The following is a 25,700-nucleotide window of genomic DNA, read 5'->3' as shown; positions in this document are numbered from 1 at the left end:
CACAGCTTTTCAATGACCGCGCAGTGCTGTACTGTGCGGTCATTGGTGTTTTATAGCTGGTTAATGGTTATTGGTTAATAGGTATTGGTTAAGCGTCCCCAATACCTATTAACCGATACCCATTAACCATTAACCATTAACCAATGTCACTAGCAGGGAAGCGAATTCTTTTGGGCGTAACGGGTAGTATCTCGGCCTATAAGTCGGCGTTGTTGACTCGGCTGTTAGTGAAGGCTGGTGCCGAGGTGCAGGTCGTTATGACGGCATCGGCCCAGCAATTTATTACTCCGCTCACGCTGGCAACCTTATCGAAACGCCCTGTTTTATCGACATTCGTCAATACGGAGTCAAACCGACCGGGCGATGGAAGCTGGAACAATCATGTCGACCTGGGACTTTGGGCCGATGCCATCGTGATCGCTCCGGCCTCGGCCCATACACTGGCCCGATGTGCAACGGGTATTTGCAATGATCTACTTTCGGCGGTTTATTTGTCGGCGCGATGCCCGGTATTTTTTGCACCCGCCATGGATGTCGACATGTACAGCCATCCATCAACGGTCGACAATCTGCGTCGGCTCACTAGTTTTGGTAATCATATTATTAAGGCAGAACACGGCGAGTTAGCCAGTGGATTGGTTGGTGAAGGGCGACTGGCAGAACCCGAAACAATTATCCGGACTTTAACTGATTTCTGGTCAAACTTACAACAGGTAGAACGAAGTAAGCCAGGCGTGTTAGCCGGCAAACGGGTCTTGATCACGGCAGGGCCAACCCAGGAGCCTATCGATCCTGTGCGGTACATCAGCAATCATTCAACGGGAAAGATGGGGTATGCCATCGCAAAAGCCTTTGCCGAAACCGGCGCCGAGGTAACGCTGGTGAGTGGGCCAACAGCTCTGCCCCTACCGGCCCCCAGTATAAAACGCATTGATGTTCGGTCGGCACAGGATATGTTCGAAGCAACGGAATCGGAATTTAACATGGCCGATATTGTTGTCCTGAGTGCCGCCGTAGCCGATTACACCCCCGCTCACCCTGCCGACCGGAAGATCAAGAAGGCAGAAACGCTTTTTTCGCTCGAATTGACTAAAACAACCGACATTGCCGCTACACTCGGGAAGCGAAAACAACCCGGACAGTTACTGATGGGTTTCGCGCTGGAAACAGACAATGAGCAAGCCAATGCACTTAAGAAACTTTATGCTAAGAATTTAGACTGGATTGTGTTAAATTCACTTCGTGATTCAGGAGCCGGTTTCGGGCACGACACCAACAAGATTACCGTTATAGATAAAGACGAACAAATCCACGAATTTCCACTAAAAACAAAAGACGAAGTGGCACTGGATTTGGTTACGTTAGTCGTAAAGTCGCTCTGACAAAGTAGGGTCTTATCCATGAAAGCAATACGCATTTTACTGTTAGTAAGCTGTCTGGCAGCTTCGGCAAGCGCTCAGGAGCTGAATTGCCAGGTTACGATCAACTCCGATCAGCTATTTGCTCAGCAGAAAACGGATTTCTCTTACGTAAACCAGTTAAAAGGCATCATTACCGAGTTTATGAACAACCGGCGATGGAGCAATGACCAGTTTTCCGTAGCCGAACGAATTAACTGCTCATTGAACATCAATCTGTTGAAATCACTGACGCAGGGGGCTTTTGAAGCAACGGCGCAAATTATTGTGACGCGCCCTGTGTATGGCACAACGTATGAAACAACTACGTTCAGTTATGTTGACCGGGCATTTAACTTTGTTTACCTGCCAACAACACCCGTTTATTACCGGGAAAATCAGTTTTCAGACGACCTGACCTCCTTACTGGCGTTTTATGCCAATGTAATCATGGCCGTCGATTACGACACGTTCAGCAAACAAGGCGGAAATCAGTTCATTCAACGGGCCTATGCCATTACCAACCTGGCGCAGCAGGGATCGCCCAATGGCTCCTGGCAAACCGGGGGCGACCGACGAAACCGGTACTGGCTCATTGAGAACCTGCAAAACCAGCAATTGCTGCCATTCCGGGATGGGCTTTATAACTACCACCGTCAGGGCCTGGACATCTTTGCGGCTAACCCTGTGCAGGTTCGGAAACAAACGATTGCCTTATTGAATACCATACGGACCATTGGCCTGCAACTACCGAATTCTGTTCTGATCAATTCGTTTTTTGACGCCAAGTCGCAGGAACTATTCAATATCCTTTACGAAGGAACACCGGCCGAACGAAAACAGGCATTCGATTTACTGTCATTCCTCGACCCGGCCAAAACAGAAAACTACCGAAAACTAATCCAGTAAGTTACTGACGGTACGTAATTTTACCTTTATTTACCGCCCTTACTCACTGCTAACTATTCGCTGATTTTGCTTTCGCATTTATTCATAAAGAATTACGCGCTGATTGACGAACTGGAACTCTCGCCCGACCGTGAACTCAATATCGTAACGGGCGAAACAGGTGCAGGAAAGTCAATTATTCTCGGAGCCATTGGGTTGCTGCTTGGCAACCGGGCCGACACGCGCGTCTTGTACAACCCCGAACAGAAATGTATTATCGAGGGGACATTTGGCGTATCCGGCTATCGGATCGAGCAAATCTTTGATGACGAAGAACTCGATTATTCAGATACCTGCATCGTTCGCCGGGAAATTGGCGTGAGCGGTAAATCACGGGCGTTTGTCAATGACACGCCTGTTAACCTGGAAACACTCCGACGGATTACGAGCGAGATGATGGATATTCACTCACAACACGATTCGGTGTTGCTGGGCTCCAATGAATACCAGTTGGAAATCGTGGATACCTACGCGCAAAATGAAGCGCAGTTACGTACCTATCGATCCGATTATCAAGTTTACCGGGCGAAAAAGACGCACTATGACCAGTTACAGTCTGAGGCTTCGGCCATGCGTAAAGAGTTCGATTACAATAACTTCCTGTACGAAGAACTGGTCAAGGCTCAATTACAACCCGATGAGCAGGAAACCCTTGAGCAGGAATTGACGATTCTCGAAAATGCCGAAGATATTAAGGAGCGGCTACAGGTAGCTTATGAGTATCTGGACAATACCGAACAATCGGTCATCGACTTTCTGAAGGGTACGGTTAGCAATTTGACCTATATCAGCAAGCTGTCCAACCAGTACGAACAACTATTGCAGCGGGCACAAAGCAGCCTTATTGAGTTGCGGGACCTGGCGGATGAAATAAGCGTTGAGCAGGACCGGGTCGAAATAGACGACACCCGCGCCGATACGATCCGGGAACGGTTGAACCTAATGTACCAGCTTCAAACCAAACACCAGGTTAAAAATGTGGCGGGCTTGATTGACTTACGGAACGAACTTGGTCAGAAGGTAAGCAAAGTACTGAATCTGGATGATGCACTTGCCGATGCCAAAGCGCAGTCGGAAGCGGCTCGTGCTCAATTGCAGATTAGCGCCGATGCGTTATCTGCCTCACGGAGAGCTGTTTTACAACTCATTGAAAACGAGATTGGCAAACTACTCAACGACCTTGGCATGCCGAATGCATCCCTGAAAATACAGGCAGAAAACAGTAAGCCCAGCTTAACGGGTATCGATACCATTTCGTTTTTGTTCAGTGCCAACAAAGGTGTTAAACCGCAGCAGTTGAAAAACGTAGCGTCGGGTGGCGAGTTTTCCCGGCTCATGATGGCCATAAAGTACATTCTGGCCAGCAAGCGCTCTTTACCAACCATCGTTTTCGACGAAATCGACGCAGGTGTATCTGGCGAGATCGCCATTAAGATGGGGAACATGATGCGCGACATGGCCCACAGCCACCAGATTATTGCCATTACCCACCTCCATCAGATAGCAGGTCAGGGTACGGCCCACTATTTTGTTTACAAAGATCATTCAGCAGCCAAAACAGTTAGTCGAATCAAGAAATTGTCCCTGGAAGAGCGCGTCAATGAAATCGCACAGATGATTGGCGGCAAAAATCCATCGGCCAGTGCGCTTAAGAATGCCCGTGAAATTTTAAAACAACGCCCTACGTCAACTGTCAAATGACGTAGGGTGGACCTAATCTAATTATCCTTACTATTCCTAAACTATGAAACAACATTTCCTTGCCTTTGCCGGGTTGATTCTGGCATCTGGAAGTTTTTACGCATGTAAGTCAGCAGAAGACACTGTGAAAGAAGCAGAAAATGAAGTTTTTGCCATTCATGATCAGGTCATGCCTAAAATTGATGACATCATGAAGCTACGCAAACAACTGAACCAGCGCATCACTTCTCTCGACAGCCTGAAAGCAAGCGGCTCGACGGCAGCGACCCTCCGCACAGACGAAGAGCGGGAACAGGCTTACCGCTTACGCACCAATCTGGCCGTTGCCGATAGCCTTATGATGGATTGGATGGGGCGGTACAATGGCGACACACTGGCTAAATTATCTTCTGACGACGCCCTTCGTTACTTAAATGGGCAAAAAGATCAAATCACCGATGTCAAAACAAAAGTTAACACCAGCATTGAACAGGCTCGCCAGTTTTTGGGCAAAAAATAAAGTTTGGATTATTGCACTCAGTGCTTGTGGCTTACTGGAAGCGTGTAGCGGAACATCCGGCGATAGCCTCCCTATTCTGGGTCAGCGGGAGGCTGTTACGAAAGTTGTGAATGGCAAATCAGTGACGGATTCCGTGTATCAGTCGATACCGGATTTCAGCTTTGTGAGTCAGTTTGGCGATACGGTTACGGCCAAAACCCTTGATGACAAAATCTATGTGGCTGATTTTTTCTTTACCAACTGCCCTACGATCTGTCCTAAAATGAAGGTGCAGTTAAAACGGGTATACGAAAAATTCAAGGACAATCCCGATGTGATGCTGCTATCGCACACCATCGATCCGGCTCACGATTCGGTAGCTGTTCTGAAGGAGTTTGCGCAGAACCTGGGGGTTACGGGCCGACAATGGCTATTCGTGACGGGCGACCGGGAAAAGATCTACGACATTGGTCAGAACAGCTACATGGTGACGGCCCAGGCCGACTCTACCGCACCGGGTGGCGTTGTGCATAGCGGTGCGTTTATTCTGGTCGATAAGGCCAAGCATATTCGTGGGATTTACGATGGCACAACCGAGGATGGTGTCGATAAGTTAATGAGTGACATGAATCGGTTATTAGCCGAGTATAAAAAATGATTCGACTAACCGGAATTTTAGTAGCGGGGTTTATTTTTATCAATTTGCTTTCCTGCCAGAGCGACGAAGAAATTAAACGGCAGCGGTATATAACGGAGGGTATTTTTCTCTATAAAAATAACTGCGCCAACTGCCATCAGAACAAAGGGCAAGGTCTGGCCGCACTTTACCCGCCCATTGCCGGATCCGATTACCTGAAAGACAAGAAAAGCGTCATTTGCCTGATTCGGTACGGCCAAAAGGGTCCTATTGTGGTAAATGGGAAACCATACAATCGCCCAATGCCTGCCCAACCACAGTTGAGCGATCTTGAAATAGCAGAGATTGTTACCTACATCTACAAAGAATGGGCTGGCGAAACGAAGATAACCGACGTTAAAGCCGTTACGCCAATTCTTAAAGAATGTAAGCAGTAAGCTTACTCGTTCAACTGCCCAGGCAGTTGAACGAGTGCTTTAAATTCCTCCTTCCATATTAAACACGCCGGTTGGCTTCCGAATCGAGTATTGGGTGAAGTCCTGATTCGCGTCCAGGCCGATGCCATAGAGTTTTTCGCCAGTTAACTGGCTTAAAATTGTGACACGTTTTTCGGTATAGACCTTCTTCGTCTGGGGTTTCCAGTTTAGTTCGGGCGTGAGCAGTTTTTCCTGTTTCTGCTTGTTAACAACCACTACGTTGCCCATCACGACATACACATCTTTGCCTTTGTCGTAGCGTCCGGAATCGGAGCGTATTGTCGTTATTTCCTCGCCAGTAGGGCTATAGAATACTATATTCACGGGTTTGGGATAACGTCGGTCATCATTAGCATACCGAAATTGCTTAGCCGTTGTCAGCTTTACCTTCAACTTGGCAGCCTCACTATAGAGTAGCTTAACATCATTTATTTCCTCAATTGGTCCGGTATAGGGATTTACTTTTTTCGCTTGTTTGGTCTCTTCACAAGCAAATAGCATACAGGATAAACAAAGCAAAATGCCTAATGAAAATAGCCTGTTATCTAACCGGAACACCATTTTATTAACTGTATTAGAAGCTACATCGTCCATTTAAATTTTTGCCAGATAGTATTGTATTAAACAGCTGGTCAAAGCTATTAAGTAATTTACCGATTTGTCAGTAGTGTATTTATTAACTGACAACCTGATAACTAGACCATTATAATACGCAGTCAAAAAGCAGACACTCACAGAAAAAGATCTGCGCTTATCTGCTTTTATAGTTTTTTGAATCAATAGCCGCAGGCAGTGTACCGACCGGCGACGGTCTTTACCGAATTAGTCAACGACAGGTTTGCGGAACCACACGTCGTTTAGCGAGAAACCAAGCCCGATACGTACATATTGTTCCTTAATCTGCGTACCAGACAATACGCCCCGTTGACCACCTACCAGAGAGAGCGTTAAGTGATTTACAAAATAAGCACCTAGCGGTAAGGAAACACCCACACTACCATTAACATCAGTAAGTTGGGTACCTCCGGCCATGTAAGGTAATTTATTATATTGAAACCCTGCCCGATAGGTGATTAAATCGCGGTACCGATTGGATGTTGGTTTAGGAGTATATTCAAGTCCAGCAGCAACATTCATCCCATCGGCCAGATTACCGGGTTTATTTTCCGCAGTTCTGTATTGACTCCACTTCTGAAAGCCAACATCAACACCAACAAGCAGTGTATTACCTTTCTCAATACTTGCCCCGAACTGCATTTGTTGAGGCAGGGTAGCCTGGGCATTCGAGTTGAGACGCATCGTGTCCGGTACCGAAATTGCCTGACCGGTTAAGGTTGTTTGCTGGTATATATCTGTTTGTGTCGCCTTGATCCGTATTTGCGGATCGTACGTAGCCCCCAGATTAAGCGTCCAGGTGTTGTTTAGCTTAGGTCGCCAGGCTGCGCCAACTCTCCCAATAAGATCGCTGTAGTTTGCTCTGTTTAAGTGCGTCACCCGTATGTCAGAACTACCACTAACAACGGCTCTGGCATCAGACGAGTTGGTAATGTTCCCAAACAGGAACGACCCTTCTACACCCAAATAGATATTTTTAGTGACCCTGAATCCGTTGGCGAAAGTGACTTTATTTAAACCGCCTTTTCCTGTATAGTTATATTCGGCCGTGTAAGGCGTTCCGGCAACAGCCTCCACTTTCTGAATATTGTAATTTACGTACGTGTATGGTTTCAGGCTAATCGACATATTCCAGCGCGTATTTGCCGGAAATGACAAAGCCAGATACCCTAAGTTTGCCCCAAAATTACTCTGGCTCTTAAGGCTATTACTAATCGTTTGGCTAATGGATTTGGATTGACCCATCAGGCCGACTTCAAATATCGTGAATCGCCCTCTACGGGCTAGAAGGGCAGGATTTTGCAGATTTAGATAGAATGCATTGGCATTACTGATACCCACATCGCCCATCCCCATGTTTGCGACATTACCGGGGCTGTAGAGTTCTCCAATACCCAGCGCCGAGTAAGGAGAGTTTCCTAATCCCTGCGCCAATACCATGGGCGATGTCGCGGCAACAGCCAGCAAACTATGCGTTAACGTCTGGCGTATTCGCTTGTAAATTCTCAACATTATAGCGTAAAATTCGATTCAATCCAATCAGCACCAATTCAGGCACCACAAATATCGGGGGTTTAAGACGACTTTCAAAGGAAGATGCGTCACCCCCACACAACAGCACGACAATACCCGGTCTTTCCCGACGATAGTTTTCGATCAGGCCGTTCATTTCCAGAGCCAGGCCGTTCAGTACGCCACTCTGCATGGCTTGCCGGGTATTTTTAGCGGTCAATACCGGCCATGCTTCTGCTAAGTCAACCGGAACATCAACTAAAGGCAGGCGGGCCGTTTGCTCATGCATGGCCCGAAATCGCATGTGTACCCCCGGCGAAATAAGCCCCCCCTGAAATACCGAATCTCGATCGACAACATCTGCCGTCAGACAGGTACCCAGATCGAGAATCAGGCAATCCTGACTGGGGAACAACGTTGTAGCCCCTACTGCTCCCGCCACCCGATCGGCACCCAATGTAGAGGGCGTATCGTAGGCTTTGCGTATGGGTACGGGTGTTTGGCTGTCCAGTATCCATACATTAGTCCCCATTTCGGTAAGCTGATATCGTATTTCATCACCCGAACGACTTGTTGAGGAAACCAGCACATTCTTCACCGGACGCTCCCTGAAGTCGCCCAACACAGCATCAACTGAGTTATATAATCCGACATCTATTAAGTTCGGGCCGGCAAACCAGCCTGTCTTCAGCCGTGAGTTTCCCCAATCGATAACAAGATACCTATCGGCCGATGAGGAATCACAAAGAGGTCCGGTTTCCATTTCTGTCTGCTAAAGTCAACGTTTTATCGTGAACAAAATTTATCATTTTCCGTTGATTTAAGGATTTTTAACGACATAAATGTTTTCTCTGGACATTGAATAAAAAAACGCTTTGGGAAACATTTAAATCAGAATAACGTTATGATGTTAAAATCGGAACAAAATACTATCTTTGCTACCATCAATCTGGTCAGCAAGTAGTGCTTCTACCAAAGCAGCGCCCATCGCTACAGCGGACCTCCGTTTTCCAAACGTTTTGACAACCTCCGCGTCTGGCCCCACCAGGCGGTTGTGTTTGGATTAGACAAACCACCCCAATTTTAGTTTAGGTTTATTTTCATCACGTAATCGCTTGAACCTGTTTAGGTTAATTTGGCTTGATAAATCAGTGACCCCGCTTTTAGACTAGTAGTCGTCTGCCAACTTGCCTCTTGAAACGGCCCATTCAAACAATAAATCCCATACGTTCATTCCTACCGCTTCGGCGGTCCTATTAAGGTTTATTGCTAACCTGACCTCTATGTTTAAGAAAGAAGAATTAGATATGAAGCTTCTCTCGGAGCTTCACCCCATTGCCGAGCAATTTGGCATTCGTAACATCAGCAAATTCACGAAAGAAAAACTCGTTTACGAAATTATAAAGCAACAGTCCGAAAGCCCCGCAGCTGTTGAAGAGACTGCTTCTGTAGAAGAGACTCCCCGTCGTGGACGGCGCACAAAGGCTGTTGCATCAGCCGATGCGGCCCCTGCAAGTCTTCCCGTAGAAAACACCCCCGTAGCGAATACTCCTGCGGTCTCTATTGTAGAGGCTCCCTCTACAGAGACTCCCTCTACTGAGGCTCCCTCTACTGAGCTTGCTAAGCCCCGGCAGCGGGGTCGGCGTGAACGCGATGCGGTGGTTGGCGAAACGGTAACTACTATCGAACCTACGCAGGTTGAAGAGAACCATATAGAGGCCCCAGCCTCAACCCCTACGCCCTCAGCTACTGTTGAACAGGCACCCGTTTCCCCCGTTACGGATTCTGCCTCCTCTGCCGAAAACATCACGACCGGGCCAGTGCCCGAAACGCCACAGGCAGTACGCCAACCCCGCGAAAATCGGGAACGTATTGCAAACCCAGGTCAACGCCCTAATCCGTTTAACCAACCCGTTCGCAACCGTAACGAGGCCGATGGCTCACCTGCTGACCGTAATTTCCGGACGGGAAATCCCCGGAATGACCGGAACGGAAATGGTCGCCCAGATCTAAACCAGCAGCGCCCACCCCGGTCGGATGGCTCAACACAGGGACCACGGGATGCCCGCCCCCGCTTTGATGCAAACCGCGACCGAAACAGCGATAGCCCACGCGACAATTCACAACGTCGGGATCAACGGCCCCGCACACAGCGCATCGTAACCGATGAGTCGGGCTTGAACTATGGTGGTCAGCCAGATGAGGAGTTCATGACACCAACGGTTGTTACGGAAGATAACGCGGCTAACATGCAGACAGCCGGTCAGCCAGTTACCACCGAGACAACCGCCGTGGTCGAACCAACCGAAGCACCCACCGAAACCCAGGAAGGACAGCCTCAGGCTGAATCTGGCCAGGCCGACCAGCCTGCTCAGCCTCAGCTTTCGCAACCTTTGCGGGAGGCTCAGGAATACCAGAATCGAATACGTCGACAGTACAATCAGCATATTCGTGAATTCGATGGTATCATCGACAATGAAGGCGTACTCGAAATTATGCAGGATGGCGGCTACGGTTTCCTGCGCTCAGCCGACTATAATTATCTGGCCAGCCCCGATGATATTTATGTATCTCCTTCGCAGATTAAGCTATTTGGGCTGAAGACCGGCGACACCGTACGGGGTGCTATTCGCCCACCGAAAGAAGGTGAAAAGTATTTTGCCCTGCTCCGCGTATCGACGGTTAATGGCAAGACGACGGAAGAAATCCGGGATCGGATTCCGTTTGAATACCTGACCCCTCTTTTCCCGGAAGAGCAACTTCATCTGAGTAACCGCCCGGAAAATTATTCCTCCCGTGTTCTGGACTTGTTCGCCCCCATCGGTAAAGGACAGCGCGGTATGATTGTGGCGCAGCCTAAAACCGGCAAAACAGTCCTTCTGAAAGAAATTGCCAACGCCATCACGAAGAACCACCCGGAGGTGTACCTCATCGTTCTGTTGATCGATGAACGTCCCGAAGAAGTAACTGACATGGCGCGCAGCGTGAACGCCGAAGTTATTTCATCAACCTTCGACGAACAGGCCGACCGGCACGTAAAAGTATCGAGCATGGTGCTTGAGAAAGCGAAACGGATGGTTGAGTGCGGTCATGATGTAGTGATTCTGCTGGATTCGATTACGCGTCTGGCGCGTGCTTACAACACCGTCGTTCCATCGTCGGGTAAAATTCTGTCGGGTGGTGTTGACGCCAATGCCTTACACCGGCCCAAGCGTTTCTTCGGGGCAGCCCGTAACGTTGAGAATGGCGGTTCGCTTACCATTATTGCTACGGCTCTGATTGATACGGGTTCTAAAATGGATGAGGTTATCTTTGAAGAGTTCAAAGGTACCGGCAACATGGAACTTCAACTCGACCGCAAGCTGGCTAACAAACGTGTTTATCCCGCTATCGATGTTATGGCATCGGGAACGCGCCGTGAAGACCTGTTGCTGGACAAAGAGACGTTGCAACGTGTCTGGATTCTTCGCAAACACATGTCAGATATGAATCCTATGGAAAGCATGGACTTCCTGCTGGGCCATATGAAAGGTACTCGGAGTAATGAAGAGTTTTTAATCTCGATGAACCGATAAATTTTTCACTTAATTCTGAAGGCACAAGGAATAGGGAGCCTGAACAACTCCCTATTCCTTGTGCCTTTGTTTTTACCGTTCACAAAGAAATAAATAACTAAGCGGCCGCTAACCCTTAAATTGCATAATATATAGGAATTTTATGCGCGATCTAATTCAATACGCTATTCCCGGGTTCGTTATTCTACTCGTTACGGAGGTAATCCTTACCGCTATTCAGCATAAGGACTACTATGACCGGACCGATACGTTTGGTAGCCTGAGCATGGGAATCGGAAATGTTATTATCGGGTTTGTTGGTAAAGCTCTAGTTTTCGGTGCCCTTTCCCTGGTGTATCAGTTTCGGTTGTTCACGGTTGATATGACCCATTGGTGGGCTTGGGCAATTCTCTTTTTTGCCGACGATTTCAGCTACTATTGGTTTCATCGAATTAGTCATAGCAGTCGGTATTTTTGGGCCTCGCACGTGGTGCATCATTCCTCAATGAAGTATAATCTGGGCACGGCACTTCGCCAAACCTGGACAGGCAACCTTACCGGATCGTTTGTTTTCTGGTTGTGGCTACCTCTTGTTGGCTTTTCGCCGGTAGCGGTTATGACCATGCAATCCATAAGCCTGCTGTATCAGTTCTGGATTCATACCGAGCACATTAACAAGTTACCGGCCCCCATTGAGTTTATCTTTAACACGCCCTCCCACCATAGGGTACACCACGGCTCCGATCTCAACTACCTGGATAAAAACCACGCGGGGGTCCTCATCATCTGGGATCGAATTTTTGATACATTTGCCCTGGAGCAGAGCCGCCCTACCTATGGGTTAACCACCAATATCAATTCACATAACCCCATTCGGATCGCCTTTCACGAATGGGTAGCCATTGGTCAGGATCTTCGACGGGCTCCGTCAATACGAGCTGCTTTAGGGTACCTGTTCGGTCCTCCGGGCTGGAGTCATGACGGTTCCCGAAAAACAACAAAACAACTCAGGCAGAAATCTGTCCGGATTTCGGAGCACGAGAGCACACCTTTGCTGTAGCTTATCAGTTTTTTTGCAAAGCCACCTTCTCAACTACATCAATCAGGAAGCAGAACTGTAACTCCTTTCTACATTAGAAGAAGCGGGTATTGGTCGTGTAGTTAACGAGCTGCTGGGTATTATAGACGTTGTTAAGCAGGTTTATGTTATTCAACTGTGCCTGCTGATACGTTCGGATTTTATCCAGATAATCCAGTAGGCCAATTGTACGGGCGTTATAGGCTTTAGTTGCCTCTAGCGAAATATTCCGAATTCTATCCAGATACCCTTCCGGCTGGGTGCTGAGTTGCTCATAAAAGGTATTCAGCTTATCATACGCATTCAGGACATCGCTTTGAACGATGGTCTGCTGATTCTCCAACCCACCCGTTACACTTTTCAGGGTCGTCTCTGCCGACCGTATCGCTCCCTGGTTGCGGTTTCGGACCGGCAAATCCATGGCTAGCTGAAGGCCGGTAAAGTTGTTGTAGGCATTTCCGTATTTTTCAAATAAAAGGCCAGTCGTTAGGTCGGGGGTACGCCGGGCTTTTTCGAGCGCAAGGCTTCGTTCGGCATTGGTGATCTGCTCCTGCGACAGACCCATATCTGGTCGATTCGTCATAGCGGAGTCGATAGCCGTTGCCAGCGCCGGTAGCGTTGCCCGTAAAGGTGGCAACTCGGTCGGTAGAATGAACGTACCGGCGGGCTGACGCAGCAACACCCGAAGCGTAGCCTGCTCATCAGCAATTTGTGTTCGGTAATTGGCGCCGTTGGCCTGTAAGTCGCGAATAGCCACTTCCAGCCGGGTTACTTCATAAGCGGGCACCCCTCCCGTTCGGAGAACGATCCGGTATGATTCAAGTAATCGTTGCTGGCGGGTTAGCTCATCCTCAAACAGGCGCAGCACCTGCAAGTCATAATACAAATTGGTGTAGGTAGTATACAACTGGTAATGCAGAGTTCGCATAATATCCTGAAACGCCAGCCGTGACAATGCCTTGTTGCTTTCGGCCAGAGCGACCAGCTTACTGCGTTTACCCGCCAGTAAGATCACCTGCTGTAACTGGATAGCATAATAGCCGCTATTGTAAATGCCCGCATTTTTATCGGCCTGGGTGGGTGGCCCGTACGGTAGCACCTTCCCGGTGTTCGGGTTAAACAGATTGCCCTGAAACCATAAATTTGGATTCGGTCGCAACCCTGCCTGTGTAATAGCCGCATCGGCAATATCGATTTGATACCGCTGGGCAATGAGTTGAAAATTCTTCTCCAGAAACTGCTGTTCAAGTTGAGGCAGACTTTGCCGAATGGTATCTGGCACGGCATTAGCACCAGGTGTTTGAGCCCGCGAAGCGGATAATGTGCACAGCCAGAAGGCAAAGAGTACAGGGACGACGTATGTTGAGCGTAACCGATTCATAGATCAATGCAAGCCGGAATATAGCCCGGCTGATTCGGCAGCAAATAGCGACGATGGTGTTAAGGTGTAGTTAAAGCGCTATTAATAAGACCTTAAAAAAATAGCCAACCTTCTTAATTGAGGTTATGGTCTGATTTAACAAAATTTTAAAGAAGTTTTAATTAGACTTTAAACTAGCTTTAAAGTCGCCCACTCACCTTTGCCGTAACTCCAACCAACCTCAACGGGCGCATGAAGATTCTTCTTATTCAGAGTGATACAGATTACCTCAATGTTCTCCATCAAACGCTAGCCGAACGACAGTATACACTTGAACTGGCAAGCGACGGATATACCGGCCTAGCCATGGGACTACACGCCCGTTTTGACTTAATTGTACTCGACACGCACTTAACCCGGATGAATGGCCTCGATGTAATCCGACGCCTAAGACAGGAAAATGATTCGACACCCGTTTTATTACTGTCGCGTTTCGGGGAATCGGCCGATAAAGCTAAAGGCCTTTATGCCGGTGCCGATGATTACCTGGTCAGACCGTGTGACTCCGACGAATTACTAGCCCGTATCTATGCCCTGCATCGCCGACGAATCGGTGGTTTTAACGCACCCTCCGTACTTACCGTAGATAACCTTGAACTTAACGTAGCCGAAAAAGTGGCCTATCGAGCCAATCAGCGCATTAAATTAACAGCCCGCGAGTTTCAGTTGCTCGAATTTCTAATCAAAAATGCCGGACGCGTTGTTACAAAATCGCAGATCCTTGAGAAGGTATGGGATAACGCAACCGTCAATAGCACCAATAAAGTAGAAGTGTACATCAATTTTCTACGCAAGAAAATTGACCGTGACTTCGATCATAAACTAATTCATACGGCTATGGGGGTGGGCTATCTACTTCGCTCAGGATCTTAACGATGGCTGGTAACGGTTATAAAATGCTAATTTTGGCATTTTATAATCAATTATACCTTTCAATTTAACCCTTGAACCGATTTTTGGCTAGAGAGTCAACATGGTTGCTGTTTGTCTACTTTCCCTTTCATTACTCACCTTACAGTCCGATACAATTGTGTCGGCCGACACCTCACACCCACCTCATTTTCGGATCAGACCAGCATTTAATCTTGATTTTCGGGATTCATTTCTCGAACAGCAACATGTTAATGTATGGGGTATCAATGCTGGTATCGAGTTTGGACCAAAACGGCATCAGTTAACTATAGGCTATTACTGGATCAACTATGCAACGTACTTGCGCCTGATTGACTGGCGACGGGATGCAGCCAGACGAATTAATCTTACTTATTATACCCGGACTGACCTATGGTTCATCAGTACACAGTATTGGTGGAATCTTATCAATAATAAGCGATGGATGGTGAGCTTCCCGGTCGAACTTGGCAGTGGCGTAGCGTATGCAATTCCACTGAATTTGACTAAAGACAACCCCATCGACCGTTCACGCCGGAGCTTCTTTGTGCCCCTTCAGGTCGGTGCCTATGCCCAGTGGAAGGCTACACGCTGGGTAGGCATCACCGCCCAGATAGGGTACCGAGTGTCGGTTTTCCAGACCGATATTGATCAGAATTTCAATGGGAGTTATTACAGTATTGGTATTTCAATTTATCCGGCTCTGCCCACAGACATTTGGCGATGGGTACGAAAAGGAGACCGTATTTCGCCCATTCATCCACCAAAAGCCCGGCAGTCCGACAAAAAACAAACTCAGTAACCTCGCTAGAGACTATTTCAATAACCAGCCCCTTTTCAGGGAAGAACTACAGGCTCTACTCAGAAATCGCTGGTGTTGTAAGCCGTTGAAACAACTCGATTCCATGCAGGGTGGCGTTTTAAATACGCATCAACGAACGGACAAAGCGGGACTATTTTAAGGTCATTCTGTTCAGCATACTGCAACACCTCTTCAACCAGTTTGGAGCCGACCCCGTGCCCTTCCAAACTTGGGTCAACTTCTGTATGCGTTAGTGCCAATGTTTCATCGTCGACCTGCTGATAGGCAACAATAGACAGTTTACCATCTGTTTCCAGTTCAAACTGCTGGCGGTGCTTGTTGTTCTTCATGTGATTCTCGTTCATGTTATTCATACGTTTGTTAACCATTCTACACAAAAAAATGCCGACTTGTTCAGATGAAGGATTGTAATTTGCCAACGATTTCACTCCTTCTGTTGCTATGAACCGTATCGACCGCTTAACCGCTATCCTGATCCATCTGCAAACCAAGCGCGTTGTGCGTGCACAGGATCTGGCCGACCGTTTTGGCATCAGTCTTCGTACCGTTTACCGCGACATCCGCTCATTGGAAGAAGCGGGCGTTCCTATCGGAGCAGAAGCGGGCGTAGGCTACTTTCTTACTAATTACCACCTGCCTCCCGTAATGTTTACGAATGCGGAAGCAAGCGCGCTACTCTTTGGTGGAAAACTAATTGAAAAACTAACAGATCAATCAGTCCGGACTGAGTTCGAATCGGCTTTATATAAAATAAAATCTGTTTTAAAACGCCCTGATCAGGACCATCTGGATAGCCTGGAGGCCCACATCAACGTGGCAAAGCCTTCGTATCAAACCACCGATGGAGAAGGATCACTAAATACACTTCAGCACGCTATTGCTCAGCAACATGTGCTGGAACTTCAGTACTATTCGCACTATAACAACGCTGAAACCCGGCGCCGGGTCGAACCGGTAGGGCTGTATCATTACCGTTCGAGTTGGCATTTAATTGCATTCTGTCAAATTCGCCAGGATTACCGGGACTTCCGCGTAGATCGCATTCGCCAGCTTACCGACACAGCCAAACACTTTTCGCGACGGGACCGTCTATCCTTGCAGGAATACCTCGACCGAGTAGGTAAACTAGATATGCCCCTCATGAAAGCTACGATTATTTTCCAAAAATCGGCCACCCGTTATATGCAGGAGCAAAAACACGCATATGGTTTTCAGTCTGAAGAAGACCTGGGAGATTTTGTCCGAATTCACTTTCAAACACCCTATCCCGAAGGCCTTGCCCGCTGGCTGATTATGTATGGCAAACTGGTCACCATTGAGCAACCCGACTCCCTAAAAGCAATGATTCGATCATTAGTGGATGAATTGAATACTCATTATATGGATAGTACAGTACTTTGAACGGAAAGATTTAATTTAAACTTGTGAATTTTAATGAATTAATATCATCTAGTACCATCAACGTAAATAGCAATAAAATAAACTATCATTTATTTATGTACTTGTTAGCAAATTAAAAAAATCTGATTATTTTGATTAAAGCTCATTATAAAGAATACAATTTTAGAAACAAAAATATGACCTATATTCAACGTACTATCAGATTAGAATATATTATCAACCAAATGCTACTTATGTATTGAAGTTAAATAGTATAAGTTAAAGAATTTAAAATTAGCTTCAACTACTACTCTCAGTAAGTATATTTCGCCTACAGATTTAACCTGCATAAAATCTACTAATTAGAGCAAAGAGTAGCAGATATCAGGCAATCATAAACGACAAAATCTTACAGGACATAATTTATACTTATAAATTAAACGATCAGGTTCAAAATCATGTAATGATTGATCTATTTATTGCTTGGTAGTAAGATTATTATGGTAAGCAACAAGCTACTCATAGCAATTGATCTTCGCTTTGTATTTAAAACTTATTTTGTTGGGCATACATCAACTGTACTTTTTCACGGCTTCGTTTAAGACGCATCTTAACCGCACTTGTTGTAATAGCGTACAACTTAGCAATATCATCAATACTTAGTCCCTGTTCATACTTTAACCGAAGTAATGTCTGCTCCTTAACAGCTAATGTATTCATAGCAACTCTGAAAAGCTGTAGTTTATCTTCATGAATCTGTGCCCAGTTAGAATCAGGAATATTTAGCTGAGACTCATCATCAATTGAGCTCAAGGTCAAACGTTTAGCTATCCTGATTTGATCCAGGCAATGATTACTGACAATTGTGTACAGCCAGGTCGAAAAACTGGATCGTTCCTGAAATGCGTTAAGCTTAACAAACACTTTTAGAAATATATCATGTGTAAAGTCCTGCGCCTGGTCAGCATCTTTTATTATTGACAAACAATGACGGTAAACTTTAGTCTCGTAACGTTTGTACAGAATTTCAAAACAACAATTTGGTTGATGGGGTAAATAACGACGAATCATTTCTTCGTCAGATAAAGTTGTTTTCATAGGTTCGGCTAAGTAGTCAGTACGGATAGGCAATAAAACGTAACTTTAATAATGATTGAAATTCATCTTATATTCAGGATTGGTTTAGCATAACATAAGGATTTACCTAGTATTCACTAATTTCAATGAATTTTATTTCTCACCTGAAAAAGTCTAGTCGAGTTAGCAATACGTAACAGTTTTTTATACAATTTAATAATCAACACATATTGTATTTGGCCGAAGTTAGGCAGCGGGTAATTTCATATTACAGAATATTAACCAGTTGATTATATACGTACAACTAGCTTACGTACAGCTAAATTGAAATTTGAGACTGAAAGATAAACAAGTTATATTCAATCACGATTGTGAAGTCCTTGCATATATGCTTACTGAGGACAATCAACCAAAATTGGTAAACATTCAGCATTTACTTTCTTAAAGGTACAGGCGTCGCTTATCAATAGACTATTGCTAGTAATTATCTACTTTATACTCTTTATCTAGTAAATAAAGCGTAAAGACTAGCTCTCTCTTCAGATCGTTAAGACTCTTCAATAGTATAAATTCAAGCCTACAATCGAATGCATTATTACAAAACATCACATTACCCTTTAAATAAAATAGTAACTTATAGTTTATTTCATACTGACTCTTAAAATTAAATAAAGGCAACGCTTACCCATTAGAATGAATGCACGGTGTCAGAATTCTTTGTTTAAAATTTAAAATTATAGATGAGGTTTATTTCAAGACTTTGGCACCTGAATTAATGAATTTATTAAGTATAACTTACTATAAAAACTTTACTCTATGTCAACACATCCTACAGTAATAGATTGACTATCAGCGATATGAAAAATTACTAGAGCATGTACTTTATACTTATTGAACCATTTGTAACATAAAGGTTACATACCTCAACTAGTGAATAAGTATCCATTAATGGTATATTGTCGATAAGATAGTGTGACTTTTCGACTTGTATCCCGTATTAATTAAATACCTGCTCTAATGGATGATTAATGGGTAAAAACGGTGTTTAATATTGATTATTAACAATATATATAGATACCTGAATTAATATTTGTAGAGGTTCACTCTGTACCACAAACAGTTCATTGCACCAGTCGGAAATAACATGAATAGTTACCAAACACCCTCAATTCTTATCATTGAAGATAATTTAGTTGATGCATCCTGGCTTAACGAGGTATTGGTAATTATGGGTTTCAAATCACCCTTTGTAGCGCACGATATAGATTCCGCGGCCAATATCATTGTCAACCAACGTCCTCACTTAATGATCTGTGACCTTTTTTTTAATGGAAGACCAGACGGATTAACCTTACTTAATCAATTTTCAGCATTAAGCAAGCAGTTTATAATGACAACAAATTCCTACGAAACAGGGCATTATGAACAAACACGGGCGATAGGTGTAGGTGGTCATCTAATCAAGCCGTTTCACCCGCTTACCCTTCGTTCTGTAATTGACCAGCTACTTAGCCCTTCTCCAACTCCTCCACCTACAAGTTCCCATTTATTTATCCGCGGTGCTCAGAATAAACAGATACGGGTTCATTTGGACGAAATACTGTTCTTATATTCCGAACGCAATTATACGTTTATTAAAACAGTACAAGGGCGGTTTACCATAAAGCGATCGCTAAATAAAATGCAGGAAGACCTGGACAAGCGCTTTCTAAGAATCCATAATAGTTATATCGTTAATGTAGATTTCCTGAAGTCTATTTCTATAAATACAGTCTTAATTGATAAAGATATAATACCATTGGGAAGAGCTTATCGCAAAAATCTGACTCCATTATTGAATTCCAATCGAGAGGAAAAAGCAAACTAAGTCAGTAATTTATCAGCTCCCGACAGCATTACCCATATGGCCTCCCCTGCATGATCTACTGGTGTTTTATCGATATCCTTATCAATTTATTTTAATCCTTTTGAGCTGTTTAGCCTATACACATATTCACTTGATTAATAAGGATTCAAGCTTATACTATTAACGACCGTGATTGTATATACATAAGTAAACATGGTTACTCTTAACTAATTTAGGACCATAATTAGGCCTCTTCAGGAACTAAAGTTATTTTTAGACTGTAAAATTAAGCTTGTCAACCATTCCCTGAGTATAAGGTTAAACTTTATCCATAAACGAAAGACTATCCTGTGTCATCAAGAGGAGTTCTGGATAAATATTGAGGACTACTCATGGTATGCCCTTCCAGCAGTAAACAAATTCACTTACTTGTATACCCGATTCTAAAAAAACTCGACAGGTTAAGTTTTTTATAAGAAGGTGTACAAATACACGTGTCTGGACAATAAAATGTCATAGTCCATTCTCACTCAATACGTTTAGCCTTAGAATAACATGTCTCATCAATTCCCAATCCTCTTAGTAGACGATGATCCATTAATTGCTGATACACTACAGCGAGCTTCACTAAGTAACTTTCCTGAAGCTACATTTATACATGTTAGCAGTTTTGAGGATGCCAAAACGTATATTGAAGGATTACAGGGTAAAGGCCCAAAAATAGTTTTGCTCGATATTGATCTTCAGGATAAAGTCGACGGATTAGACTTTTTAGCATTACTACGAGCCCATCCGAAAGGAAGAGTGTTGCCGGTAGTTATGCTTTCGGCGAACAAGACACCTACTATGGTTGAGCGCGCCTATTCATTTGGTGCTTCTTCGTTTACAATAAAGCCGTTTAGCTATGCGGAATGGAAGATGTACCTGAGCAACCTGCGAACGTATTGGTATGAGACCGTAACCTTGTTAGATATACGGCACTACAAAGAAGACTCCGCCGAGTAGGTATACAAACCGCCATCAATTATTCTGTTGTGAGTGAAACAAAGAACAGATTTTGCGAAAATTTCAGTTAGATTGCCTTTACTCGGGTAGAGTCATGTAAAATGGGAAAGACCTATTACATGGCTCTACCCGCATTTATATTAATTAAGTTGTATCCGATCCTGACCACATGAGAACGTGTTCCCTTATTCTCCTCATTTTTTGTGTTTCCCTAACCTTCAGTTGTTCAAACAGTTCTGATACGAACACAACGGAATCAGCCGCTACTAATGGAAATGCCAAACGGCTGAAAATTTCACTGGAGTTAGTTGACAACAATTATCAAAACCAGCCACGCTCCAGATCAGTATTAACCATCACCAATACGGGCGATGAAGACCTTCCGGCAACAGGCTGGAAGTTGTTCTTCAATGGCGGAACTCCCGCTCCGTTCGATTCTACAGTGGCGAATGTAACGTTGTTCAATGGCGACTTACATTACATAAGCCCCGGACCCAACTTTAAGGCCCTCTCCCCAGGGCAATCGACCAAACTGGAGGTTTTAGCCGGAAAAATCCGAAACAAAACTGACTTTCCGGTTGGGTTTTACCTTGTCCTGGATAAAAATCCGGAGCAGGCATTTCCGGTCGAGGTAGCCATCAATTCTGGTAAAATCTTCGACAAATCGGATCGTGACCTGGCAGAAACCATATTCAACGAAAATCAGAAAATACAGACTATTCCAGACGATAAACTACCGAACGTATTTCCTACTCCCGTTTCATATCAGGCACAGGGAACACCTTTTGTCCTAACAGATCAAGTGGTCATTATTTCCGAAAAAGAGTTTAGACCCGAAGCCGAATTCTTGTCGGTTGGTTTGACCTCAGTTTTAGGCAAGAAACTCACCATTCAGGAGTCAGGAGCCGGAAAAGCCATCGTTCTTCAAAAAAAAGCCGGTCTAGGTACCGAAGCGTATGAATTAACCATCAATCAAGACGTCATTCGTCTGGCCGCCACCACGCGGGCAGGTATCTTTTACGGTATCCAATCCCTTCAAACGCTGTTACCGGCAGCCGCTCTGACTGGAAAAACAGGATCTGTTAGCCTTCCGGGAGTTGCGATTACAGATGCTCCCCGCTTCGCTTATAGGGCATTGATGATGGACATAGCCCGAAATTTCCAGCCTAAAGCAGAGGTTTTTAAAGTGCTGGACGTAATGGCTCTGTATAAGCTTAATACCTTCCATTTCCATTTCAGCGAAGACGAAGGCTGGCGGGTCGAAATGCCTTCTCTACCCGAACTCACCGAGGTTGGTGCCAAGCGAGCCCACACGACCGACGAAACGAAGCGTCTGATTCCTTCCTACGGCTCCGGCCCATCGACCAGCAACGCATCAGGAACGGGTTTTTATAGTAAAGCCGATTTTATCGAAATTCTAAAATACGCCCGTGACCGGCACATTGAGGTGATTCCGGAAATTGAGTCGCCGGGGCACGCCCGAGCGGCCATAAAAGCCATGGATGCCCGCTATAATCGGCTGCTAGAAGCAGGAAACAAGGCCGAAGCAGAGCGCTATCTGTTGCGTGATTTGGCTGACAAATCGGTATATCGGTCGGTGCAGGGGTGGAATGACAATGTGATCAATGTATCGTTACCCTCTACGTATATCTTTATGGAGCGGGTAGTCGACGATTTACGGGCTATGTACAAAGAAGCAGATGCTCCGTTGAAAACCATCCATTTTGGGGGCGATGAAGTTCCGGAAGGCGTCTGGCAAAAGTCTCTGGCCGTACAAAAGTTAATGGCCAGTAATTCTGCCGTAAAAACAACAGACGATTTGTGGTATTACTACTTCGGAAAAATCAACCAGATGTTGAAAAGTCGTGGTTTGTTTTTGTCGGGTTGGGAAGAAATTGGTCTGAAAAAGGTTACCCAGAACGGAAAAGTTACCTGGATACCAAACAAAGCGTTTGCCTCCGAAAACTTTCGGGTCAATGTCTGGAAAAACAGTCCGGGTTCCGGGGCGGAAGATCTTGCCTACCGCATGGCCAACGCGGGCTACAAAGTTATTCTGACGGGTGTTACGCATATGTACTTAGACCTTGCCTACAACCCCTCTTCCGAAGAACCCGGCCAGTACTGGGGTGGATATGTTGATACCGACAAGCCTTTTTCGTTTATTCCGTATAACTACCTGAGAAATCTGAAAGACGACTTCACCCGGAAACGCATTGCTCCTTCATTGATAAAAAGCCGGGAAGTTATAACCGAAGCCGGAAAGGCGAATCTGGTCGGTATTGAAGCTCCGCTCTGGGCCGAAACGAACCGAACACCCCAGCAGTTTGAGTACAAACTTCTACCGAAATTACTGGCCGTTGCCGAGCGGGCGTGGGCCAAAGATCCGGCCTGGGCACTTGAAAAAGACAATACCAAAAGCGATCAGCTTTATAATCAGGCCTGGTCTGAATTTGTACACGTTGTGGGGAAACGGGAACTTCCCCGCTTAGATGTTTATGCCGGTGGGTATCAATACCGTATCCCCGCCGTAGGTGCTAAAGTCAGTAATGGAAAAGTAGCCGCTAACGTCCAGTTCCCAAGCCTGATCATTCGCTATACGACTGATGGAACGGAGCCTACAGCCCAAAGTGCCATTTATAGCGAACCGGTTAACCTAACCGGCACCGTTAAATTCAAGGTCTTTACGGCTACCGGCCGCTCCGGCCAAACGGTGTCAATTGCAAAATAAGGATGAATAATGGCTGTAGGCAGGTTGAACCAATTGCGTACAGCCATTAGTCAAATTTTCCTATTGCTTCAACACAGTAAGCGTAGTCACGGGCCGTTCATTCACGTCCAAACGTAGCAGGTAGATGCCCGTCGGCAAGCCACTGAGGTTTACCCTTAACTGTTGGTCATCGACGGGTAACGATGCTGTTGGCTGTTGCTGCCCGGAAGCAGACAGCACGGTCAGGGTTATTTTTTCGCGAGTATAGGCTACCGGCAAGCGTACCGTAACGTAGTCTGTCGTTGGGTTTGGGAATACGCGCCATGTCAATCTTGTCTCTTCCAGCCCCGGTGTTGCGAGCCTGCCGCCAACCGCCCCACAAAAGACCGTTCCGGTAAAGAACGGAAGCGATGCCCCGGCAACCTGAATAGAAACCTTGTGATTACCAGCCGTACGTAAAGAAGCTGGAATATCCCACTGAAAACCGTGCTGCCCATTATCCCCGAATGCATCAGCCAGGTCTTGCCGGAATCGCTCGGCCAGCTGCGTTTCAATGGGTTTATTATCCCAGGAGAAAACAACGGGTACAGACAAGTTGGCCACGGCGGCATCACGAGCCCATCCATACTGATGTTCGCAGTCACTCATGTCTACCCATCCCTGCGGATCAATGACTGTACGTACTGGGGTTGCAGGTGTTGTGTCGGGTGGCGTAACCGGCTTTTCGCCCGTTTTATGAGCATAAAAAACGTCGGAGGCCTCGCCTGTTCGGGCGGGCGAGGTTGAGCTGATCTGCACCCGCACCCGGCCATCTGCCCAAACGGGTAATTGAACAGCAAGTAAATTAGGAGCAATGCGGGTTCCTGCGCCTAAGCTGTCCAGTAATTCGCCCGTTTCGCTTAGTAATTTCACCACATATTGATTATTGTCGTTAACAGGAGCGGTGGACATGAATGGTACCTGAATATGATCTCCTCCATTCGGGTTCATCGGGAAAATATAGCCGGTCGTAATGGTGGGAACCACAGCCGGTTGCGAAGGCTTGCAACGGGCGAAGAAGTCGTTGGTCAGCGCCTTATTCCATAAATTTAGATAAAAAGGGTAAATACTATCGTTAAAATGTACTTTATCGTATCGGTAATAAGGCCCGGTATATGCATCTGTCGCTACACCAGGAAATGTATTATCCGTTTGTGTAATCAACTGATTCTGGGCATCGAGTATCGCCGGGTCTGTTTCATGGCCTGCATTAAGACCGTTGTAGGAAACAGATGAAATCATCCAGCCAAGGTTTTTAAAGCCGGATTGTAGACGCGACTTATTAATTACCGTCGTAATATTATTGACATATTCTTTTTTCGTGGTGATCCCATTATCGGCTTCGCCCTGATGCCACAATATAGATCGGATGCCGGTTCGCTTGATAAAATATGCCAGCGTGACGCCCAGTAGCCGGTAGGGCGCTTCTTTGTTCATTGCACCCACATTCTCTACGCCATTGGCTGCATCACGCCATTCCGACGACGATGACCCGGGATAAGCGGCTCCCAGAAATAAAACCGGCACGCCCAAACGCGCAACCAGTTTGTCGCCCAGTCCACCCCAAATCAGCATTGGATTGTGCGGGCCAATGGGCATCCCCGCTCCTGCCTGGACAAAGGCTTTTGGCAGGTTCTGCTCGTCAATGGTACCCGCCGGGAAGTTAAAGTAGTTTAGCGTGGAGACCCGGTCATCCTGAGCGGCTATGTTCTGGGCATAGGGCGACCCGTAGGCATTCGATTGTCCGGCAATGACAAAGACCTCTCCTACCCCAAACCGATCCAGTGACCAGCTACCCACTTCCGCCCCGCCCGATAGCGCACGCACCTGGAGCGAATACCAGCCACCCGGCAGATTTAGGTTACCCGAAAACGTACCGCCCGTAGTAGCTCCAATGGTTGTCCAGTCCTGGGATACCCCACCATTTATTGCTTTTACCTTCACCTGTATACTGGTTGCTGAAGCCGGACATTTTCCCTGGATGGGCACAGCAGCCCGGTTATCCAGTCCTCTCTGAAAGACAATTCGCGAGAGCGGCATGGTTAGCTGAGAATATCCCAAAAGGGGTATCAACAACCCAATCAGAGAAAGAAACCAAAAGAAATGCTTCATGAAT

21 protein-coding genes are annotated in these 25,700 nt (G+C 46.0%); 14 read left to right on the top strand and 7 right to left on the bottom strand.

Going from position 1 to position 25,700, the window contains the following annotated elements; all coding sequences use genetic code 11:
• The first annotated feature begins 143 nt into the window (after nt 1-143).
• The 6 genes from coaBC (at nt 144) to CRO74_RS05065 (ending at nt 5,598) form a co-directional block, all read left to right on the top strand.
• Nucleotides 144-1,382, top strand: a complete 1,239-nt coding sequence (coaBC, locus tag CRO74_RS05090; RefSeq protein WP_097124911.1) for a bifunctional phosphopantothenoylcysteine decarboxylase/phosphopantothenate--cysteine ligase CoaBC — start codon at nt 144-146, stop codon at nt 1,380-1,382.
• 18 nt (nt 1,383-1,400) lie between these two features.
• Nucleotides 1,401-2,306, top strand: a complete 906-nt coding sequence (gene porD, locus CRO74_RS05085) for a type IX secretion system protein PorD (RefSeq protein ID WP_097124910.1) — start codon at nt 1,401-1,403, stop codon at nt 2,304-2,306.
• Nucleotides 2,307-2,372: 66 nt separating this feature from the next.
• The gene (recN, locus tag CRO74_RS05080) at nt 2,373-4,046 is read left to right on the top strand and encodes a DNA repair protein RecN (protein ID WP_097124909.1); all 1,674 of its coding nucleotides are present in this window, start codon (nt 2,373-2,375) and stop codon (nt 4,044-4,046) included.
• Nucleotides 4,047-4,089: 43 nt separating this feature from the next.
• Nucleotides 4,090-4,545 (top strand): viral A-type inclusion protein, encoded by a 456-nt coding sequence (locus tag CRO74_RS05075; RefSeq protein ID WP_097124908.1) that lies wholly within the window; start codon nt 4,090-4,092, stop codon nt 4,543-4,545.
• 34 nt (nt 4,546-4,579) lie between these two features.
• Complete coding sequence (locus CRO74_RS05070) at nt 4,580-5,182, top strand: SCO family protein (RefSeq protein WP_097126021.1); 603 nt, start codon at nt 4,580-4,582, stop codon at nt 5,180-5,182.
• Nucleotides 5,179-5,598, top strand: coding sequence for a c-type cytochrome (locus CRO74_RS05065; protein WP_097124907.1), 420 nt, complete (start codon nt 5,179-5,181; stop codon nt 5,596-5,598). Before CRO74_RS05070 ends, CRO74_RS05065 begins: the two co-directional genes overlap by 4 nt.
• Nucleotides 5,599-5,637: 39 nt before the next feature.
• Here CRO74_RS05065 and lptC read toward each other — a convergent pair whose 3' ends face one another.
• The 3 genes from lptC to CRO74_RS05050 all read right to left on the bottom strand — a co-directional run bounded on the left by lptC (nt 5,638) and on the right by CRO74_RS05050 (nt 8,527).
• Nucleotides 5,638-6,198, bottom strand: coding sequence for an LPS export ABC transporter periplasmic protein LptC (lptC, locus tag CRO74_RS05060; RefSeq protein ID WP_262508203.1), 561 nt, complete (start codon nt 6,196-6,198; stop codon nt 5,638-5,640).
• Nucleotides 6,199-6,459: 261 nt separating this feature from the next.
• Nucleotides 6,460-7,764: a beta-barrel assembly machine protein BamG gene (locus tag CRO74_RS05055; RefSeq protein ID WP_245877764.1), complete on the bottom strand. Its 1,305-nt coding sequence runs from the start codon at nt 7,762-7,764 to the stop codon at nt 6,460-6,462.
• A complete protein-coding gene (locus tag CRO74_RS05050) occupies nt 7,721-8,527 on the bottom strand; it encodes a type III pantothenate kinase (protein WP_097124905.1) in 807 nt (268 codons plus the stop codon). Before CRO74_RS05050 ends, CRO74_RS05055 begins: the two co-directional genes overlap by 44 nt.
• Nucleotides 8,528-9,047: 520 nt before the next feature.
• On the opposite strand from CRO74_RS05050, the gene rho reads away from it, so the two are divergent.
• Entirely contained in the window at nt 9,048-11,339 is a 2,292-nt protein-coding gene (gene rho, locus CRO74_RS05045) for a transcription termination factor Rho (RefSeq protein WP_097124904.1), read from the top strand.
• A 142-nt stretch (nt 11,340-11,481) separates the two neighbouring features.
• On the top strand, nt 11,482-12,378 hold the full coding sequence (locus CRO74_RS05040) for a sterol desaturase family protein (RefSeq protein WP_097124903.1): 897 nt from the start codon (nt 11,482-11,484) through the stop codon (nt 12,376-12,378).
• Nucleotides 12,379-12,451: 73 nt separating this feature from the next.
• On the opposite strand, the gene CRO74_RS05035 is transcribed toward CRO74_RS05040, so the two are convergent.
• Complete coding sequence (locus CRO74_RS05035; RefSeq protein ID WP_097124902.1) at nt 12,452-13,777, bottom strand: TolC family protein; 1,326 nt, start codon at nt 13,775-13,777, stop codon at nt 12,452-12,454.
• A 231-nt stretch (nt 13,778-14,008) separates the two neighbouring features.
• On the opposite strand from CRO74_RS05035, the gene CRO74_RS05030 reads away from it, so the two are divergent.
• Nucleotides 14,009-14,689, top strand: coding sequence for a response regulator transcription factor (locus CRO74_RS05030; RefSeq protein ID WP_097124901.1), 681 nt, complete (start codon nt 14,009-14,011; stop codon nt 14,687-14,689).
• A 100-nt stretch (nt 14,690-14,789) separates the two neighbouring features.
• Entirely contained in the window at nt 14,790-15,509 is a 720-nt protein-coding gene (locus tag CRO74_RS05025; RefSeq protein WP_097124900.1) for a hypothetical protein, read from the top strand.
• Between the two features lie 59 nt (nt 15,510-15,568).
• Here CRO74_RS05025 and CRO74_RS05020 read toward each other — a convergent pair whose 3' ends face one another.
• A complete protein-coding gene (locus CRO74_RS05020) occupies nt 15,569-15,874 on the bottom strand; it encodes a GNAT family N-acetyltransferase (protein ID WP_097126019.1) in 306 nt (101 codons plus the stop codon).
• Between the two features lie 97 nt (nt 15,875-15,971).
• On the opposite strand from CRO74_RS05020, the gene CRO74_RS05015 reads away from it, so the two are divergent.
• A complete protein-coding gene (locus tag CRO74_RS05015; protein WP_097124899.1) occupies nt 15,972-16,931 on the top strand; it encodes a helix-turn-helix transcriptional regulator in 960 nt (319 codons plus the stop codon).
• Between the two features lie 525 nt (nt 16,932-17,456).
• Here the strand turns inward: CRO74_RS05015 and CRO74_RS05010 are convergent.
• Complete coding sequence (locus CRO74_RS05010) at nt 17,457-18,008, bottom strand: RNA polymerase sigma factor (RefSeq protein WP_097124898.1); 552 nt, start codon at nt 18,006-18,008, stop codon at nt 17,457-17,459.
• Nucleotides 18,009-19,131: 1,123 nt separating this feature from the next.
• Between CRO74_RS05010 and CRO74_RS05005 the strand changes: the two genes are divergently transcribed.
• The 3 genes from CRO74_RS05005 to CRO74_RS04995 all read left to right on the top strand — a co-directional run bounded on the left by CRO74_RS05005 (nt 19,132) and on the right by CRO74_RS04995 (nt 23,566).
• Nucleotides 19,132-19,854, top strand: a complete 723-nt coding sequence (locus tag CRO74_RS05005) for a LytR/AlgR family response regulator transcription factor (RefSeq protein WP_097124897.1) — start codon at nt 19,132-19,134, stop codon at nt 19,852-19,854.
• Between the two features lie 534 nt (nt 19,855-20,388).
• Complete coding sequence (locus CRO74_RS05000) at nt 20,389-20,838, top strand: response regulator (protein WP_097124896.1); 450 nt, start codon at nt 20,389-20,391, stop codon at nt 20,836-20,838.
• 169 nt (nt 20,839-21,007) lie between these two features.
• Entirely contained in the window at nt 21,008-23,566 is a 2,559-nt protein-coding gene (locus CRO74_RS04995; RefSeq protein WP_097124895.1) for a beta-N-acetylhexosaminidase, read from the top strand.
• A gap of 60 nt (nt 23,567-23,626) precedes the next feature.
• Here the strand turns inward: CRO74_RS04995 and CRO74_RS04990 are convergent, their stop codons facing one another.
• Nucleotides 23,627-25,696, bottom strand: coding sequence for a T9SS type A sorting domain-containing protein (locus CRO74_RS04990; RefSeq protein WP_097124894.1), 2,070 nt, complete (start codon nt 25,694-25,696; stop codon nt 23,627-23,629).
• Nucleotides 25,697-25,700 lie beyond the last annotated feature (4 nt).

The organism is Spirosoma fluviale (assembly GCF_900230225.1).
Taxonomy (GTDB): domain Bacteria; phylum Bacteroidota; class Bacteroidia; order Cytophagales; family Spirosomataceae; genus Spirosoma; species Spirosoma fluviale.
This window is presented reverse-complemented; position numbering and strand designations above follow the sequence as displayed.